This is a genomic window from Kribbella ginsengisoli, from assembly GCF_039537185.1.
Classification (GTDB): Bacteria; Actinomycetota; Actinomycetes; order Propionibacteriales; family Kribbellaceae; genus Kribbella; species Kribbella koreensis.
The window spans coordinates 160,493-175,527 of sequence record NZ_BAABAA010000008.1 but is presented as its reverse complement, the minus strand read 5'-3'; the positions used below and the strand labels follow the sequence as shown (position 1 = coordinate 175,527).

Annotated in this window: 14 protein-coding genes; 9 read left to right on the top strand and 5 right to left on the bottom strand. The window is 67.0% G+C overall.

Features of this window, described 5'->3' with window-relative positions:
* Positions 1-21: 21 nt before the first annotated feature.
* On the bottom strand, positions 22-1,692 hold the full coding sequence (locus ABD768_RS28260; RefSeq protein WP_343969925.1) for a bifunctional metallophosphatase/5'-nucleotidase: 1,671 nt from the start codon (positions 1,690-1,692) through the stop codon (positions 22-24).
* 176 nt (positions 1,693-1,868) lie between these two features.
* Between ABD768_RS28260 and mshD the strand changes: the two genes are divergently transcribed.
* The 4 genes from mshD (at position 1,869) to ABD768_RS28240 (ending at position 5,180) form a co-directional block, all read left to right on the top strand.
* Positions 1,869-2,855 (top strand): mycothiol synthase, encoded by a 987-nt coding sequence (mshD, locus tag ABD768_RS28255; RefSeq protein ID WP_344845661.1) that lies wholly within the window; start codon positions 1,869-1,871, stop codon positions 2,853-2,855.
* A gap of 157 nt (positions 2,856-3,012) precedes the next feature.
* A complete protein-coding gene (locus ABD768_RS28250; protein ID WP_344845659.1) occupies positions 3,013-3,645 on the top strand; it encodes a DUF6318 family protein in 633 nt (210 codons plus the stop codon).
* A 2-nt stretch (positions 3,646-3,647) separates the two neighbouring features.
* On the top strand, positions 3,648-4,550 hold the full coding sequence (locus ABD768_RS28245; RefSeq protein ID WP_344845656.1) for a hypothetical protein: 903 nt from the start codon (positions 3,648-3,650) through the stop codon (positions 4,548-4,550).
* A 30-nt stretch (positions 4,551-4,580) separates the two neighbouring features.
* Positions 4,581-5,180 (top strand): DUF6318 family protein, encoded by a 600-nt coding sequence (locus tag ABD768_RS28240; protein WP_344845654.1) that lies wholly within the window; start codon positions 4,581-4,583, stop codon positions 5,178-5,180.
* An 8-nt stretch (positions 5,181-5,188) separates the two neighbouring features.
* On the opposite strand, the gene ABD768_RS28235 is transcribed toward ABD768_RS28240, so the two are convergent.
* Positions 5,189-6,262, bottom strand: a complete 1,074-nt coding sequence (locus tag ABD768_RS28235) for an alpha/beta hydrolase (protein WP_343969937.1) — start codon at positions 6,260-6,262, stop codon at positions 5,189-5,191.
* A gap of 67 nt (positions 6,263-6,329) precedes the next feature.
* Here ABD768_RS28235 and ABD768_RS28230 point away from each other — a divergent pair, with 67 nt between their 5' ends.
* Both ABD768_RS28230 and ABD768_RS28225 read left to right on the top strand, forming a co-directional pair.
* Positions 6,330-8,489 carry an RNA degradosome polyphosphate kinase gene (locus ABD768_RS28230; RefSeq protein ID WP_343969940.1) on the top strand — a complete coding sequence of 720 codons (2,160 nt, stop codon included), beginning with the start codon at positions 6,330-6,332 and terminating at the stop codon, positions 8,487-8,489.
* 10 nt (positions 8,490-8,499) lie between these two features.
* The gene (locus tag ABD768_RS28225; RefSeq protein ID WP_344845651.1) at positions 8,500-9,381 is read left to right on the top strand and encodes an NUDIX hydrolase; all 882 of its coding nucleotides are present in this window, start codon (positions 8,500-8,502) and stop codon (positions 9,379-9,381) included.
* On the opposite strand, the gene ABD768_RS28220 is transcribed toward ABD768_RS28225, so the two are convergent.
* From ABD768_RS28220 to ABD768_RS28210, 3 genes are all read right to left on the bottom strand, one after another.
* A complete protein-coding gene (locus ABD768_RS28220) occupies positions 9,368-10,279 on the bottom strand; it encodes a hypothetical protein (protein ID WP_344845648.1) in 912 nt (303 codons plus the stop codon). The two genes, ABD768_RS28225 and ABD768_RS28220, sit on opposite strands and share 14 nt — an antisense overlap.
* An 84-nt stretch (positions 10,280-10,363) precedes the next feature.
* Entirely contained in the window at positions 10,364-10,771 is a 408-nt protein-coding gene (locus ABD768_RS28215) for a hypothetical protein (protein WP_343969949.1), read from the bottom strand.
* A 68-nt stretch (positions 10,772-10,839) separates the two neighbouring features.
* Positions 10,840-11,592 (bottom strand): helix-turn-helix transcriptional regulator, encoded by a 753-nt coding sequence (locus ABD768_RS28210; protein WP_344845645.1) that lies wholly within the window; start codon positions 11,590-11,592, stop codon positions 10,840-10,842.
* Between the two features lie 248 nt (positions 11,593-11,840).
* Here ABD768_RS28210 and ABD768_RS28205 point away from each other — a divergent pair, with 248 nt between their 5' ends.
* The 3 genes from ABD768_RS28205 (at position 11,841) to ABD768_RS28195 (ending at position 15,017) form a co-directional block, all read left to right on the top strand.
* Positions 11,841-12,305, top strand: coding sequence for a bifunctional nuclease family protein (locus ABD768_RS28205; protein ID WP_203589974.1), 465 nt, complete (start codon positions 11,841-11,843; stop codon positions 12,303-12,305).
* A 122-nt stretch (positions 12,306-12,427) separates the two neighbouring features.
* The gene (locus ABD768_RS28200; protein WP_343969955.1) at positions 12,428-13,705 is read left to right on the top strand and encodes a hypothetical protein; all 1,278 of its coding nucleotides are present in this window, start codon (positions 12,428-12,430) and stop codon (positions 13,703-13,705) included.
* 1 nt (position 13,706) lies between these two features.
* Positions 13,707-15,017, top strand: a complete 1,311-nt coding sequence (locus ABD768_RS28195; RefSeq protein WP_344845641.1) for a hypothetical protein — start codon at positions 13,707-13,709, stop codon at positions 15,015-15,017.
* Positions 15,018-15,035: the final 18 nt, after the last annotated feature.

The following is a 15,035-nucleotide window of genomic DNA, read 5'->3' as shown; positions in this document are numbered from 1 at the left end:
TGTCGCGGCTGCGGTGGTACGTCAGGAACCGATGGAGATTCGGTCCGTCGGGCCCGGGGTGTACGGGTCGTGCGCTGCCAGGTAGTTGGCGAAGGCGTCGATGTCCAGACCGCCGAAGAACTTGTTCGTCGCGGTGGTGAAGGCCGGGAAGCCGTCACCACCGTCGGAGAGGAAGTTGTTCGTCGAGATCCGGTACGTCGTACCGTCGACCAGCGGCTGGCCGGCGATCTTGATCGAGCCCGCCACCACCTTGGCGCCCGGCGCGGCCGCCGGGTTGTAGGTGTAGGTGATGCCCGCGACCTGGAGCACCTTGTTCGACGCCTGGTTGAGGCCGGAGAACTGCTGCTCCAGCAGCGCCTTGATCTGCGTCCCGGTCATGTCCATCGAGACCAGGTAGTTGTTGAACGGCTGAACCGTGAACGCCTGGCCGAACGTCACCGCACCCGCGTTGGAGGCGAGGTCGGCCCGGATACCGCCCGGGTTCATGAACGCGGCCACCGGTGTCTTGCCGTTGGTGACGGTCGAGGGGTCGGCGAGCTGGGCGTCAGCGATCAGGTTGCCCAGCGGGGACTCCTGCGAGTCGTCCACCGTCTTCACGATGGACGGGGTGGTGATGTGACCGATCACCTTGGACTCGATCGGCGCGACGTAGCCCTGGTACTTGGTGATCAGGTCGGTCAGGTGCCGGTCCTTCGGCACGTCCCGGGTGACGATGTGGTTGTTCGCCAGCGTGTTCAGCCGGTCCACGTCGTTGGTCGCCAGGTCGATGCTCAGCCGGACCTCGGTGACGACCTTGCCGAACGACGACGCGCTGGTGACGAGTCGCGGCTTGCCGGCCGGGTCGTTGATCGAGCAGTTGTAGGACTGGTGAGTGTGACCGGAGATGACCACGTCGATCTCCGGGTCGAGGTTCTTGGCGATGTCGGTGATCGGGCCGGAGATCCCCGGGCAGCTGTTGAACGCCTTCGGGTCCGACGGCAGCCCGCCCTCGTGGACCAGTACCACGATGGTCTCGATGCCCTGCTGCTTCAGCTTCGGCACCAGCGCGTTGGCGGTCTCGACCTCGTCCTTGAAGGCCAGGCCCTGGACACCGGACTTGGTGACGATGTTCGGGGTGTCCTCCAGCGTCATACCGATGAAGGCGATCTTCTGCCCACCGTGGAACTTCTTGATCGTGTACGGCGCGAACAGGGTCTTGTCGGTGTTCTCGTAGAACACGTTGGCCGACAGGTAGTCGAAGTCGGCGCCCTTGAACTTGGCCTTCGGGTCCGGGCACGAGTTCTGGTTGTTCTGGCCGTCGCCGTCGTCGAGGCAACCGCCCTTCTGCATCCGCAGCAGTTCCTTGTAGCCCTCGTCGAACTCGTGGTTGCCGACCGAGGTGGCGTCCAGCCCCATCTCGTTCATCGCCTCGATGGTGGGCTCGTCGTGGAACGCAGCGGACAGCAGCGGCGAGGCGCCGATCAGGTCACCGGCCGCCACGGTCGCGGTGTCCTGCCCCTGCGCGTCGGCCGAGTCGCGCAGCAACTCGAGCTGGGTCGCCAGGTACTCCGCGCCGCCGGCCGGCGTGCCGTTCACGTTGCCGCTGGAGCTGGTCGCCGGGTTGGGCGCCAGGTTTCCGTGGAAGTCGTTGATCGCGAGCAGCTGGATCTGGGTGTGCGTCGGCTTGGGTTTCGCCGGCGCAGCCTGGGTCACGGTTCCCCCCGTGGCCAAGCCGAGTACCACAGCGGCTCCGGCGGCCACCAGGGCAACGGCCCGGGGTCCCCTCAGCCACGTCTTGTCTCGTCCTGTGAAGGCCATGTTCTTCGTCTTCTCTGTCGTCGATTCGATCACCGCTGGTGCGCGGTTCCCGAAAATTACCTTGCTGCGGCGTGGCTGACCAAGGTCTCGACGATGAACTCACCAGGACCTTTTACGGTATCGGGGTGACCCTCGAAGCCGTTCCCTCACCGTTGCCCCCGGCCACCGCCTCGGCCATCACCGAGCTCGCTCGCTCCGCTGCTCAGAGCGACGGCGTCAACCCCCTCTCCGAGCACACGCTGCTGCACCTGGAAGGAGAGCACCCGGGCGACGCGCACTTCCTCGCGTACGCCGGTGAACCGGGCTCGGCCGAGCTTGCCGGGTACGGCGCCTTGGGGCCGGACGGGTCGGCGGAGCTGGTGGTCGGCCCGGAGTACAGGCGTCATGGATTCGGTACCGCGCTACTGCGCATGCTGCTCGACCACGGCGGCTCCGACCTGCGCGTGTGGGCCCATGGACGACTCGCCGGCTCAGACGAACTGGCTGCACGCCTGGGCCTCGAAGTCACTCGGGAGCTGTACTTCCTCCGTCGGCCGGCCGCGCCGGTACCCGCAGCTGTCTGGCCGGACGGAGTGACCCTGCGAACATTCGTCCCCGGCCAAGACGACACCGCCTGGCTGGCCGTAAACGCCGCCGCCTTCGCCCACCACGCCGAGCAAGGCAACTGGACCCAGGCAGATCTGGCCGACCGCTTCGAGCAGCCATGGTTCGACCCAGCCGGCTTCTTCCTGGCAGTAACCGCCGACGACACCGTCGCCGGCTTCCACTGGACCAAGGTCCACGAGGACGAGGGCCCAGAACCCTTCGGCGAGGTCTACGTAGTAGGCGTCTCCCCCGCCCACCAGGGAACAGGCCTAGGCAAAGCCCTGACCCTGGAAGGCATCCGCCACCTCCAGGAAGACCGAGGCCTCTCCTCAGTAGTCCTCTATGTAGACGGCACCAACACCCCCGCCCACACCCTCTACACAGCCCTCGGCTTCACCACCGCCTCCCTGGACGTCCAATTCGCCCCTGTAACCGGTGTCACACCGAATTCATCCAGTAACTCCGCGTCATAATCCGCTTCCCCGCCCGTCCCACCCATAACCAGGAGCCGTCCGAGCCTCTTACCCCCCAGCCGGGCGGCTCCTGGCCCCCACCACTTATCCACAGCCGCACCTTCCAACATCTCCCCCCGCTCCCCCTCCGGCTACGATCAAATTCGACTACGGAGAGGTGACAAGCGTGACAACCCGCAACAGGCAAGCCACAGCCCTAACCCTGGCCTGCCTCTGCGCCGCAGCCCTACTACCCGCCTGCACCAACCAAAGCCCCGAGGCAGGCCGCCCCAACACCGCACCACCAACCCCTGGCCCCGCCTCATCAGCGACATCGCCCCCCACACCCGGCAACTCCAGACCGACTAGCGGTACGCCAAGCGCGGCCCCCGAACGCCCAAAGGCAGCCGAAGGAGCGACCTTGGCTGCCGCGGAGGCGTTTGTCCGCTACTACAGCGAGCTGATGAACTACGCAGCGGAGACCGGCGATCCCGGCCCAATGCTCAAAGCAAGCGAGGCCGGGTGCGAGACCTGTCAGACCTACGCGGATTTCGTGAAGGTATCGAATGCGGCCAACGGGCTATTGACGGGCGACTACCGCGAGCACCTCACGAAGGTCTCCGAACTCAGTCGAGGGCAAAGTGGTCACCTAGGCGGCTCCGCAGTTGTCACGGTGGGCCAATACGTAAGTCGGCAGACCCGGTCGGCATCGCCTTTCCAGAGCAAGGCGGCTACATACACTCGTGAGTTTGCCTTGTCTCCGCAGGATGGCAACTGGGTGATGTACGAGATGAAACAAGACGAACAATGAACATGCGTACCCAGGCGATCGTGTTCGCTCTTGCCCTCTGCATTGGCGCGGGCACGATCTTCCAGATCGCACCTGCAGAAGCCGGCTACGCACAACAACCCCCCAAACCGACAAGCCCGCCATCCGTAGTTGTCAAGCCAACCAAGGATGGGGTCGGCATGCAGGGGAGACAGAAGCGCAGCGGCCGCCTCGAAACCGGTCGGCCGCCGAAGGCTGGGAAGTCCTCCCAAGGCTCCAAAGGCCAGCGGCCAAAGGGGACGGAGAATTCGGCACCACTAGCCAACCCCGTAGAGGACGACGATTTTCGCGCCGGGATCGGGATCTGCGGGTTTCCTGGAGGGAATGCGCCTCAGCTGACGAGGTGTTTGCCGGCGATGGAGGACGATCTGCCGGACCAGCCCGATCAGCCCGTGGATACGCCGAGTAACGCAGTGGTAATTCGGATACCACGGCCTGAGGACGTGCAGTGGGAGCAGGTGCTGGCTGAGAGCAAGAACGTGTTGTTCCCGAAGCTCGGTGTGAAGGTCCAGCCGGCTGGGCGGACGCTGGTCAACCTGGACACGATCGTCTATACGGACGAAAGCCGGGCCTACCGGCAGACGGTGACCGTGCTCGGGTTCCCGGTGGCCGTCGAGGCGATGCCGATGAGCTACACGTGGCGCTTTGGTGATGGCGCCTCGGTGACGACCACGACGCCAGGACGTCCTTACCCGGCCAAGGACATCACCCACAAGTACATGAAGAAGCATTGGGTGAATCTGACCGTCACCACCAACTACGCGGCCCGGTTCAACGTCGCTGGTACCGGCTGGCAGTACATCGACGGCACAGTCCCGATCACCGGACCTGCAACAGCGCTGCAGGTGCGCGAAGCGGTGCCGGTTCTGGTGAAGCCGGGTGGCTGACCAAGATCGACTACGAAAGAGGTGCCAAGCGTGACCCGCAGCGGTCAAGTCGTCGTCCTGAGCCTGGGCTGCCTCTGCGCCGCCGTACTGACCGGTTGCAACAACGAGAGTCCAGAAGCTGGCCGTCCCAATACCGCGGCTCCTGCGAGCACAGCTCGTGCGGGGCTGACAGAGAGTCCATCGCAGTCGACACCACGACTGGCCGCCCCTGTGCGGCCCGCTGCGGCAGATGGTCTGACGCTGGCTGCCGGCGAGGCGTTCATCAACTACTACAGCGAACTGATGAACTACGCATCGGCTACCGGCGATGCGGCACCACTGCTGTCCGAAAGCGACGCCGGGTGCCAGCGTTGCAAACGCTTCGTCAGTTCCGTCAAGAAGTCCAACGGTGCAAACGGTCTGCTTGCTGGTGACTACCGCGAGAGGATCAAGGAGATTTCGGCGATCGCCATCGGCGAGGGCGGACATCTTGGCGCGGACATGGTGGTCACCGTTGGTCAGTTCACCCGTCGGGACGCTTCCTCTGCTTCCCCGGTGAACAGCGAGGCGAAGACCTACTTCCGGGAGATCGCTCTTTCACCACGAAGCGGCAGGTGGGTGATGTTCGAGGTCCGCGACCAGGAGCAGTAAGCGCGTCGTCAGGGGTTGGGGTTCAGGTGTTGGCGGATTGTGGTGGTAATGCGTAGTTGGGCGGCTCGGGTTTGGCCGGGGAGGGCGAGGATGTTGGCGAAGCCGTGGACTAGGGAGGGTTCGCAGGTGTGGGTGGTGGGGACGCCGGCTTCGCGGAGGCGGGTGGCGTAGTCGTTGCCTTCGTCGCGTAGGGGGTCGAAGCCTGCGGTGACTACGTAGGCGGGGGCTACGCCGGTGAGGTCTTCGGCGTAGATGGGGGAGACCAAGGGGTTTTTCCGGATGCTCGGGTCGGGGGTGTAGTGGTTCAGGTACCAGGTGATGTCTTCGTCGGTGAGGAAGAAGCCTTCGGCGAAGAGGTCTCGGCTGGGGCGGCGGTAGGCGAGGTCCACCGCGGGATAGAGGAGGACCTGGAGGGCGGGGGACGGTAGGCCGCGCACCACGCATTGCTGGGCTACTACGGCGGAGAGGTTACCGCCGGCTGAGTCGCCGCCTACTCCTACCAACGAAGGGTCGGCGCCTAGGTCTTCTGCGTGTTCTATGGCCCAACTGAAGGCGGCGATCGCGTCCTCGGCGGCTACGGGGGCCTCGGCCTCGGGGGCTAGGCGGTAGTCGACGGAGAGGACGCGGATGCCGGCCTCTTCGGCCAGGTCGCGGCAGTAGGCGTCGTGGCTGTCCAGGTCGCCGACGACCCAGCCGCCGCCGTGAAAGAAGACCAGTAGGCCGCCGCCTGACGACGGCGCCGCGCGCGGGACGTACAGGCGGGCTCCGAGCTGGCCGTCGGCTCCGCGGACGGTGAGTTCGGTCACTCGGAGTAGCTCGCGGGGGTGGCCGGCGACGAGCTTCGACACCGAGAGCAGGTTCGCCCGGGCGGTGGCGACGGACTGCTTCTTTGCGCCCGGCAACAATCCCTCGAGCCGCAGCAGCAGCTGCAGGTCGGGGTCGAGGACATTGCCGTCGATCTGGATCGGGGCGCCCGCCAGCCGCCTCCGGACCGCGGGAGGCAGCGCCGTCACCGGCTTCAGGGCACTGCCTTGTACCGTGGTCAAGGCGGTCCGCAGCAACGTGTCCACTCGACTGTTCACAAGGTGTGACGCTAGCAACAAGCAGCGCCTCGCCGGACAGGCAACCTGCTGTTCATCCAAGGATGGGATGCTGGTCAACGTGGCTGGAGACTTGTTGGCGTCGCACAACCGGGAGTACGACGTCGAGCCCCCGTACGACATCACGGAGGCCGGCGATCTCCCGCAGGACCGGTTCTCGGACCGCGAGCTGAGCTGGCTGGCGTTCAACCAGCGGGTGCTCGAGCTGGCCGAGAGTGACCGTGTGCCGCTGCTCGAGCGCGCCAAGTTCCTGGCCATCTTCGCCAGCAACCTGGACGAGTTCTACATGGTCCGGATCGCCGGGCTGAAGCGCCGCATCGCCGCAGGCGTCGCCGTCCGGGCCGCCAGCGGGCTGTTGCCGCGCGAGGTGCTCGACCGGAGCCTCAACCGCAGCCGTGAGCTGATGGACCGCCAAGCCGAGACTTGGCGCAAGGTCGTGCTGCCCGCGCTGGTCGAGGAGGGCATCGACATCCTCCGCTGGGACGAGCTGAGCCCGGACGAGCGCGACACGATGACCCGGTTCTTCCGGGACCGCGTCTTCCCGGTACTGACCCCGCTCGCCGTCGACCCGTCCCACCCGTTCCCGTACATCTCCGGCCTGTCGCTGAACTTGGCCGTCGTGGTCCGCAACCCCGACACCGGCGGCGAGCACTTCGCCCGGGTCAAGGTGCCGCCGCTGCTGCAGCGGTTCGTCACCGTCGCCGACGGCAAGTTCGTCCCGCTCGAAGATGTCATCGCCGCGCACCTGGGCCAGCTGTTCCCAGGCATGGAGGTGACCCAGCACCACACCTTCCGGGTCACCCGCAACGAGGACCTCGAGGTCGAAGAGGACGACGCGGAGAACCTGCTCGCCGCGCTCGAGAAGGAGCTGCTGCGGCGCAAGTTCGGCCCGCCGGTCCGGCTCGAGGTGGAGGAGTCGATCGACCCGCAGGTGCGCGCGCTGCTCGTCTCCGAGCTGGGCGTGACTGAGGCGGAAGTGTTCGAGCTCCCCGGCCCGCTGGACCTGCGCGGCCTCTTCACGATCGCCGCGCTGGACAGGGCCGAGCTCAAGTACCCGGCCTTCGTCCCCTCGACGCACCCACACCTGGCCGAGGTGGAGACCTCCAACCCGGCTGACATGTTCCACGCGCTCAAGCAGCGCGACGTACTGGTCCACCACCCGTACGACTCGTTCTCGACCAGCGTGCAGCGCTTCATCGAGCAGGCTGCCGCCGACCCGCACGTGCTCGCGATCAAGCAGACCCTGTACCGCACCAGTGGCGACTCGCCGATCGTGGACGCCCTGATCGACGCGGCCGAGTCGGGCAAGCAGGTGCTGGTCCTGGTCGAGATCCAGGCGCGCTTCGACGAGCAGGCCAACATCAAGTGGGCCCGCCAACTCGAGCATGCGGGCTGCCACGTCGTGTACGGCGTGATCGGGCTCAAGACGCACTGCAAGCTGTCCATGGTGGTCCGCGAGGAGCCCGACGGGCTGCGCCGGTACGCCCACATCGGTACCGGCAACTACCACCCCAAGACCGCCCGGCTGTACGAGGACCTCGGCCTGCTGACCAGCGACAAGGTCGTCACCGAGGACATCGCGCACCTGTTCAACCACCTGTCCGGGTTCGCCCGCTCCAGCGGCTACCGCCGGCTACTGGTCGCGCCACAGTCGGTACGCCGGGGCCTGCTCGACCGCATCGAGCGAGAGGTCCAGCACCACCTCGCTGGCCGCCCTGCCCGGGTGCGGATCAAGGTGAACAGCCTGGTCGACGAGGCTCTCTCAGATGCGCTCTACCGGGCGTCGCAGGCCGGCGTACCGGTCGAGCTGTGGATCCGGGGCATCTGCACCATTCGGCCGGGTGTGCCCGGGCTGTCGGAGAACATCCGGGTCCGCAGCACTCTGGGCCGGTTCCTCGAGCACAGCCGGGTGTTCTTCTTCGAGAACGGTGGCGAGCCCGAGGTGTGGATCGGGTCGGCCGACCTGATGCACCGCAACCTGGACCGCCGGGTGGAAGTACTGGTCCAGCTGAAGGAGCAGGACCACCTCACGGAGCTCACCGACCTGTTCGACCTCGGTTTCGACGAGCGGACCGGCTCCTGGTGGCTGCAACCCGACGACACGTGGCAAGCGCGGCTGACCGACGCGGACGGCGAACCGCTCCGTGATGTGCAAGAACGCCTGATCGCTACGCGTGGCCGTCGCCGGCAAACGGATCCCACTACTTAAGGTTGACATCGTGAGTAGCCCGGCGACGGTGATCGCCGCGGGTGGTGTGGTGTGGCGGGACGGCCGTGACGGTCGCGAGGTCCTGTTGGTCCACCGCCCGCGGTACGACGACTGGTCCCTCCCCAAAGGCAAGCTGACCCCGCACGAGCACGTGCTGGTCGCGGCTCGCCGGGAGATCGAGGAGGAGACCGGCCAGCAGGTGCTGATCGGTCCGCCGCTCGGCATCCAGCGGTACGACGTCCGCAAGAACGGCGGCACGGTGCCCAAGATGGTGCACTACTGGTCGGCCGAACTGGTCGGGCCCGAGCGCGAGTTCGTACCGAACGACGAGGTCGACAAGCTGGAGTGGCTGCCGATCGAGGGCGCGCGACGCAAGCTCAGCTACCCACGGGACGTCGAGATCGTCGACGCGCTGGCCAGGGTCACTCCGGTCGTCTCGACGCTGGTGCTGATCCGGCACGCGGAGGCGGTCAAGCGCAAGGACTGGGACGGCAAGGACACCAACCGCCCGCTGACCGAGGTCGGACACGCCACCGCCGAGCGCCTGGTAGAGGTACTGGCCGCTGTCGGCGTCAACCGGATCCGCAGCAGCGACGCCGAGCGATGCATCTCCACCATCAGCCCGTACGCCGCTGGGATCGGACGCCAGATCCACTTGCACCCGGAGATCTCGGAGCGCGGCTACGAATCCGATCCGTCCGCACTCGAAGGGATGGCCGGCCATTCCTGGAAGCCCGGCAAGATCACCGTGGTCTGCTCGCACCGCCCGGTCCTGCCCGCCTTGTCGAAGGCGCTCGGGTTGAAGGTCGGCAAGTTCTCCCCCGGCGCGTTCCTGATCGCCCATCAACTCGAGGGCGGCCGGCTGGTCTACGAGCGCTTCAGGGCCCCCTGAGCACCTCGGCAGCCTTCGCCGCCAACGCCTCGATCTTCGGGTTCAGCCCGCTGAACTCCGACACGTGCCGCTCGACGATCTCCCGCTGCATCGGAATCTCCGCCTTGTCGATCGCGGCGAACAACCCGCTCGACTTCCCACAGCCGACGAAGGCAAGCGCGAACGCCACCTCAGCCTTACTCGGTTCGTACTCCCGAGCCGGTACCGCCGCCTGCACCTGAGCGTCGGCGGGCAACCCGGCCGGCCGCGGCGTCCGGGCCGGTACTACGGCCGCATGCGCGCCAGGCTTGATCCCGTACTGCGTCAGATCGCCTCGCGGGTTGAAGCTGTCGCCGACCTTCAGCCGATACCCGCGCCCGGCCAGGCAACTGGTCAACCCCTTGCTATGGGCAACGACCGTCTGCTGGATCCGCTTCGCCCGGGCCTGCACCATCGAGTTGCCGAGTTCGGCGTACAACCGGCGCAGGGAGCCGATCTCGTGCGAGTCGCCGAGCGCGGCCCGTGAGGAGGTCTCACACTTGGCGGAGACCTGATGGAAGGCCGGTTGCGTGCGGGTGATCATCGCCGGCTGGGCCGGTTCCGGCGTACCGAAGCCATGTCTGCGCGCTTCCGCTTCGGTTCGTGGACTGATTGCCGGACGCAACAAAGCAGCGGCTGCCACGCCCGGCCCCGAGCTGAGCTCACGCTCCTGCGGGTAGCCGTGGTCGGCGAGACAGTCGAGGAACAGCTTGAGATCGGCCTTCTCGATCACCGTCACGTCTGCCTGCCGGTACAGGTCGAACGGCTTCGCTCCCGCGGGCAGCGAGGGCAGCTCGGCCACTCGCGGCGCCGGATCAGAGCCACAGCCGGCCGTCATCACCAGTACTGCCGCACCCACGACCGCTGCCACTGCACGCATCGCTCCCCCTTCGAGGCTTCGAGATCTTGCCGGCCGATCGCACAACGGGGACGGAGGGCGGTCCGTCCCCGCGGCGGACGATCGTCAGCAGTTGCGGCGTTCGTGCTTGTTGTTCTCGTCGTTCAGGTCGTTGGCGAAGTTCGACCACGAACCCGACCGGGCCGGGAACTGCCAGCTGTCGTTGATCCAGTCGCCGGACTCGGTCACGCACACGTTGCTGACCGTGTCGCGGTTCCAGATCGCGCTGGCGTTGTGCCAGAACGGCAGCGTCCGCCCACCGGAGAAGTTGCCTTCGTTCGCGTGCGCCAGCGAGCCGTAGTAGAAGTGCCGCTGGCCGCCACCGCCGCCGGCGTCCTCGCTGAAGCAGATCTCCCCGGAGTTGCAGGCGAACTGTCCGTCGCCGCGGTCGACGGCACCGGCCATCGTCGCACCCGTGACGCCCATGGCCGCCGTCGCGAGCAGCCCCCCGGCGATCCTCGTGATTACGCGCATGTTCCCACTCCCTGGTTTCGGATTCACTGGCCGCCACCGACGGCCTCAGCAGTAGTCAATCCGGTACGTCACCGCGCGACCCGTGTCGTTCGGACACCCTTTGCCTGCCCGCACGGACAGGCCGCCGGCAGCAGTCCTGTCCGAAGGGCCAGCTTGACGACGTGGGCCCGGTTCCGCGCCTGGAGCTTGGCCAGCAGGTTGGAGACGTGGAACTTCACCACTCGCTCGCTGCGGTGCAGCCGGCTGGCGATCTCGCGATCGGTGTGGCCGTCGGCGACCAGGCGCAGTACTTCGTGCTCGCTCGGCGTCACGAGTTCGTGGGCTGCTCGCAGTACCGGCGGTTCCTCTGTCAGGGCAGGCGGTTCGTAGCGGAGGATCTCGGCGCCGAGCGTCGGGCTGATCCAGCCGCCAGGTGCCTGGCCGGTACGGATCGCCGGCAGGATCGCGGCGATGTCCTCGGCCGTCGACACGATCCCGTCCACCCCGGCCGCGACGTACTCGCGCAGCTCGGTGACCGTCGGCACGTCCCCGGTGACGAGGACGACCACACTGACCGATTGGCTTCCGGTCGAGTCGCGGACGCGGACCAGGTCGACGATTCCGCGGCCGAGGCCGGTGTCGACCAGCAGTACTTCGATCCCACCCCGCCGGATCGCGGCAGCGGCCTCGGCGTACCCGGCCACCGCGCCGGCGATCTCTATCTGGAGCTGGCCGTCGACCAGCGTGCGGACGCCGGCCCTGACCAGCTGGTTCGGTGCCACGATCAGCACCGAGACCCGTTTGGTCTCTAGTTGTTCAGCGAACATCCGGCTTGTCGGCATGTGGTCCCCAGCCTGTCGCCGTCGGTCCCGCGGCCGGAGCGTGCCGCAGGTTACTTTCCTTCCAACAGGCAATCACCAGCGGTCATCGCCTCACAGCAGGCTGCGACAGCTACCGTCCGTGCACAATCTGTTCGATCTCTGCGCAACAGCGGGTGGGCGCTGCCGGATGAGGTCGGCCAGGACGGGTATGTTCCTACCGAGGCGTCCCACCGGGCGCCGGCTCACGGAGAGGTCGGGGCGCCATGACGATGCGGGAGCTCACTCTGATCGGGATCCGGATGGAGTCGCCCAACCGGGCGCCTGTGATGATGCTGCGCGAGACCGAGGGCTATCGCTACCTGCCGATCTCGATCGGTTCGGTCGAGGCCACCGCGATCGCCTACGAGGAACAGGGCCTGCGCCCGTCCCGGCCGCTCACCCACGACCTGATGCGCGACGTGATCGAGGCGTTCGGCGTCACCATCGAGGCGGTCGAGATCGTCGAGCTGCGCGACGCGGTCTTCTACGCCGAACTCGTGCTCGGCAACGGCGCCCGCGTCTCGGCCCGGCCGAGTGACTCGGTCGCCCTCGCGGTCCGCCTCGGCACCCCGATCCGGTGCACCGAGCAGGTCCTCCAGGAGGCCGGCGTGGCCACCCCGGAGGAGGAGCAGGCCGAACTCGAACGCTTCCGCCAGTTCCTCGACGGCGTCCACCCCGAGGATTTCTCCAGCTGACCGATTGCAACAAGCTGCAATCGGACTTCAGTACGCCGTACTCCGTGCGCTAGGTTGCACCCCGACGTACTGGCGGCCGGGGGGCCACTCGCCAGGCAACCATCTCCTGGGGGACCCTCTCCATGCGCAAGCCACTCGCAGCCGTCACGGCTGCCCTGATCCTCGCAAGCGGGACCCAACTCCCCGCCTCGGCCGCCGCAGCTGCGCCGACGGATCTGCAGGTCGGTTGGGCCGACGCCACCACCGGCAAGTACAAGATCACCTGGCAGGACAGTGGCGAGGCGAACCGGGTCAAGATCGAGTACGAGGACAGCGACCCGACCGTCTGGCTGGATACGCCGACAGGCGCTGAGCCGAACGAATACCTCGGGCAGAGCACCAGGCTGCGCCGAAACAAGATCGCCCGGATCATCGTGGTCAACGTCGACGAGACCAACGCCGAGAGTGCCGCGGCCATCTCGCCCTGGTTCGACACCAACCTCCCCGGTGTGGCGGAAATACAGCGGGCCGACGTTCTGGCGACTGGGGCCGTTCAGCTGACCTGGTATCGCGAGCCGGCCCTCCAGGACACGACGCTGAACGACCCGCTCGACCAGCCGTCGACGAACGAGCACGTGATCCCGGCCATCCATCCCACGTCCGGCCCGGTGGAGAGCTTCCCGGCACCGGCCGGGGTCAAGACGGCGACCGTCCCGCCTCGTCCGCGGCCGTACAGCATCAAGGTCCGCACCCAGAACGAGTGGGGCTACGTCATCGCCGACCGTGATTCCACCGTCGAGGTCACGACGCTGACGGCCACGCTCGGCATCCCGGCCGTCGGCCAGTACCTGAGCACCGTCAAGTTCAGCGCCGAGGTCGGGTCGCCGGAGTGCTTCGGGGTGGTCTGCGGATACGGTCCCGTCTACCTGCAGGCCCGCGCCGATGCGACGAAGCCCTGGCGGACCATCGGCAAGTACAACGCCGAACCGCCGAAGTTCTCGGCCTCCATCGGCGTCTACGGCGGCCGGCAGTACCGCCTGTACGTGCCGGCTTGGAGTTACTACAGCTCTGACATCCGGGTCGCCCCGGCGCTCTACACCGCTCCCCGGTACTCCGCTGCGCAGGCCAAGTTCTCCGTCGTCGGGTTCAACACGACCAGCGCCAAGGTCGGTCAGTTGGTCAAGGCAACGGTCAACGTGTTGCCGGCCGGGACGGTGAAGGCCGACCTGCAGTGGTTCGACGGCAAGGTGTGGCGGCATGCGGCGTACATCGCGTTGACCAAGGGCAAAGGCACGTTGAGTTTCAAGGCGTCGGGCCGTGGCACGACGCGGTCCTGGCGAGTGACCGTTCCGAAGATGTCGATGAACGGCCTTCCGATCCTCGCGACCACGAGTCGCACGTTCAAGCTGGCGGTGCGTTGAGATGCGTAGATCTATTGCTGTCGTAGCGGTCGCAGGGGTTGCCTGCGTCGGAGTTCAGGTGCCCGCTTGGGCGGCTGTGCCCACCGCGCCCACCGACGTACAGGTCGGTTGGAGCGATGCGGCCGCGGGGTTGGTACGGACCAGCTGGACCGACACCGGCGAGGCGAACAAGCTGCGGATCGAGTACAAGGACGGCACTCCTACGGCTGATTGGGCCACGCGTAAGGCGAGCCTGCCGAACGAGGTGATCGGTGGGCAGCCACTGTTCAACAAGATCGCCCGGATCAGAGTCGTTTCGGTGGACGCCGCCGGTGCGGAGAGCACCGCGGCCGTGTCGCCGTGGTTCGACACCAATCTGCTCGGGCAGCCGACCGTCACCGCGGCCACCGCGCTGCCGGGCGGTGCGTTGCGACTGGCCTGGAAGCGGACGGCGGTCACCGACTCGACCCCGAACGATCCGCTCGACCTCGCCCCCGGTCCGGAGACGGTCAACCTGAAGGTCGGTATGCCGCACTACGACATGCCCGAGGCGGTCTTCCCGCAGCCGGCCGGTGCGAGCACTGGAGTCGTTCCCGCCCGGGCGCTTCCGTACCCCGCGTTCGTACAGCTACGGAACGAGTGGGGCACGGTGTGGTCGAGGTACGTCATGGCCTCCGACATGAAGCTGTTCCTCCGCAAGGTGCCCGCCTACGGGCAGTACGGCCGGCCGCTGGTCATCGAAGGCCAGGCTGGGCAGGACAGCTGCCTCGACCGGGACTACTGCCGGCTGTGGCAGGGCGCCGGGGTCCCCGTGACGATGCAGGCCCGGCCCAGCAAGACCAAGCCCTGGCAGTACGCCGGCCACTACACGGCGTACGCCGACACCATCTACGACAACGTCGGGTTCGAGACCGCGGGCGGCGCGGTCGGCGGCCGTGAGTACCGCTTCTACGTGCCTGCGTGGACGTACCGGTACAAGGACGAATGGGACGTCAGCGCGGCGGTAAGTACGACTGCGCGCTACATCCCCACGCAGTCCTACTTCCGGGTGGTCGGCTTCAACACCTTCACCGCCAAGGTCGGCCAGGCGGTCAAGGCCACGGTCGACGTCCAGCCCGCCGGCACCGTGAAGGCCGACCTCCAATGGTCGGACGGCAAGACCTGGCACCACGGCGCGTACATCCCCCTCACCAAGGGCAAAGGCACCCTCACTCTCAAGGCCGCCGGCCGCGGCACCACCCGCTCCTGGCGAGTGGTCGTCCCCAAGATGACCATGAACGGCCTCCCCATCGTCACCACCCCCAGCCGCACCTTCAAACTCACCGTCCGCTGACCCAAGGATCTCGAGAAC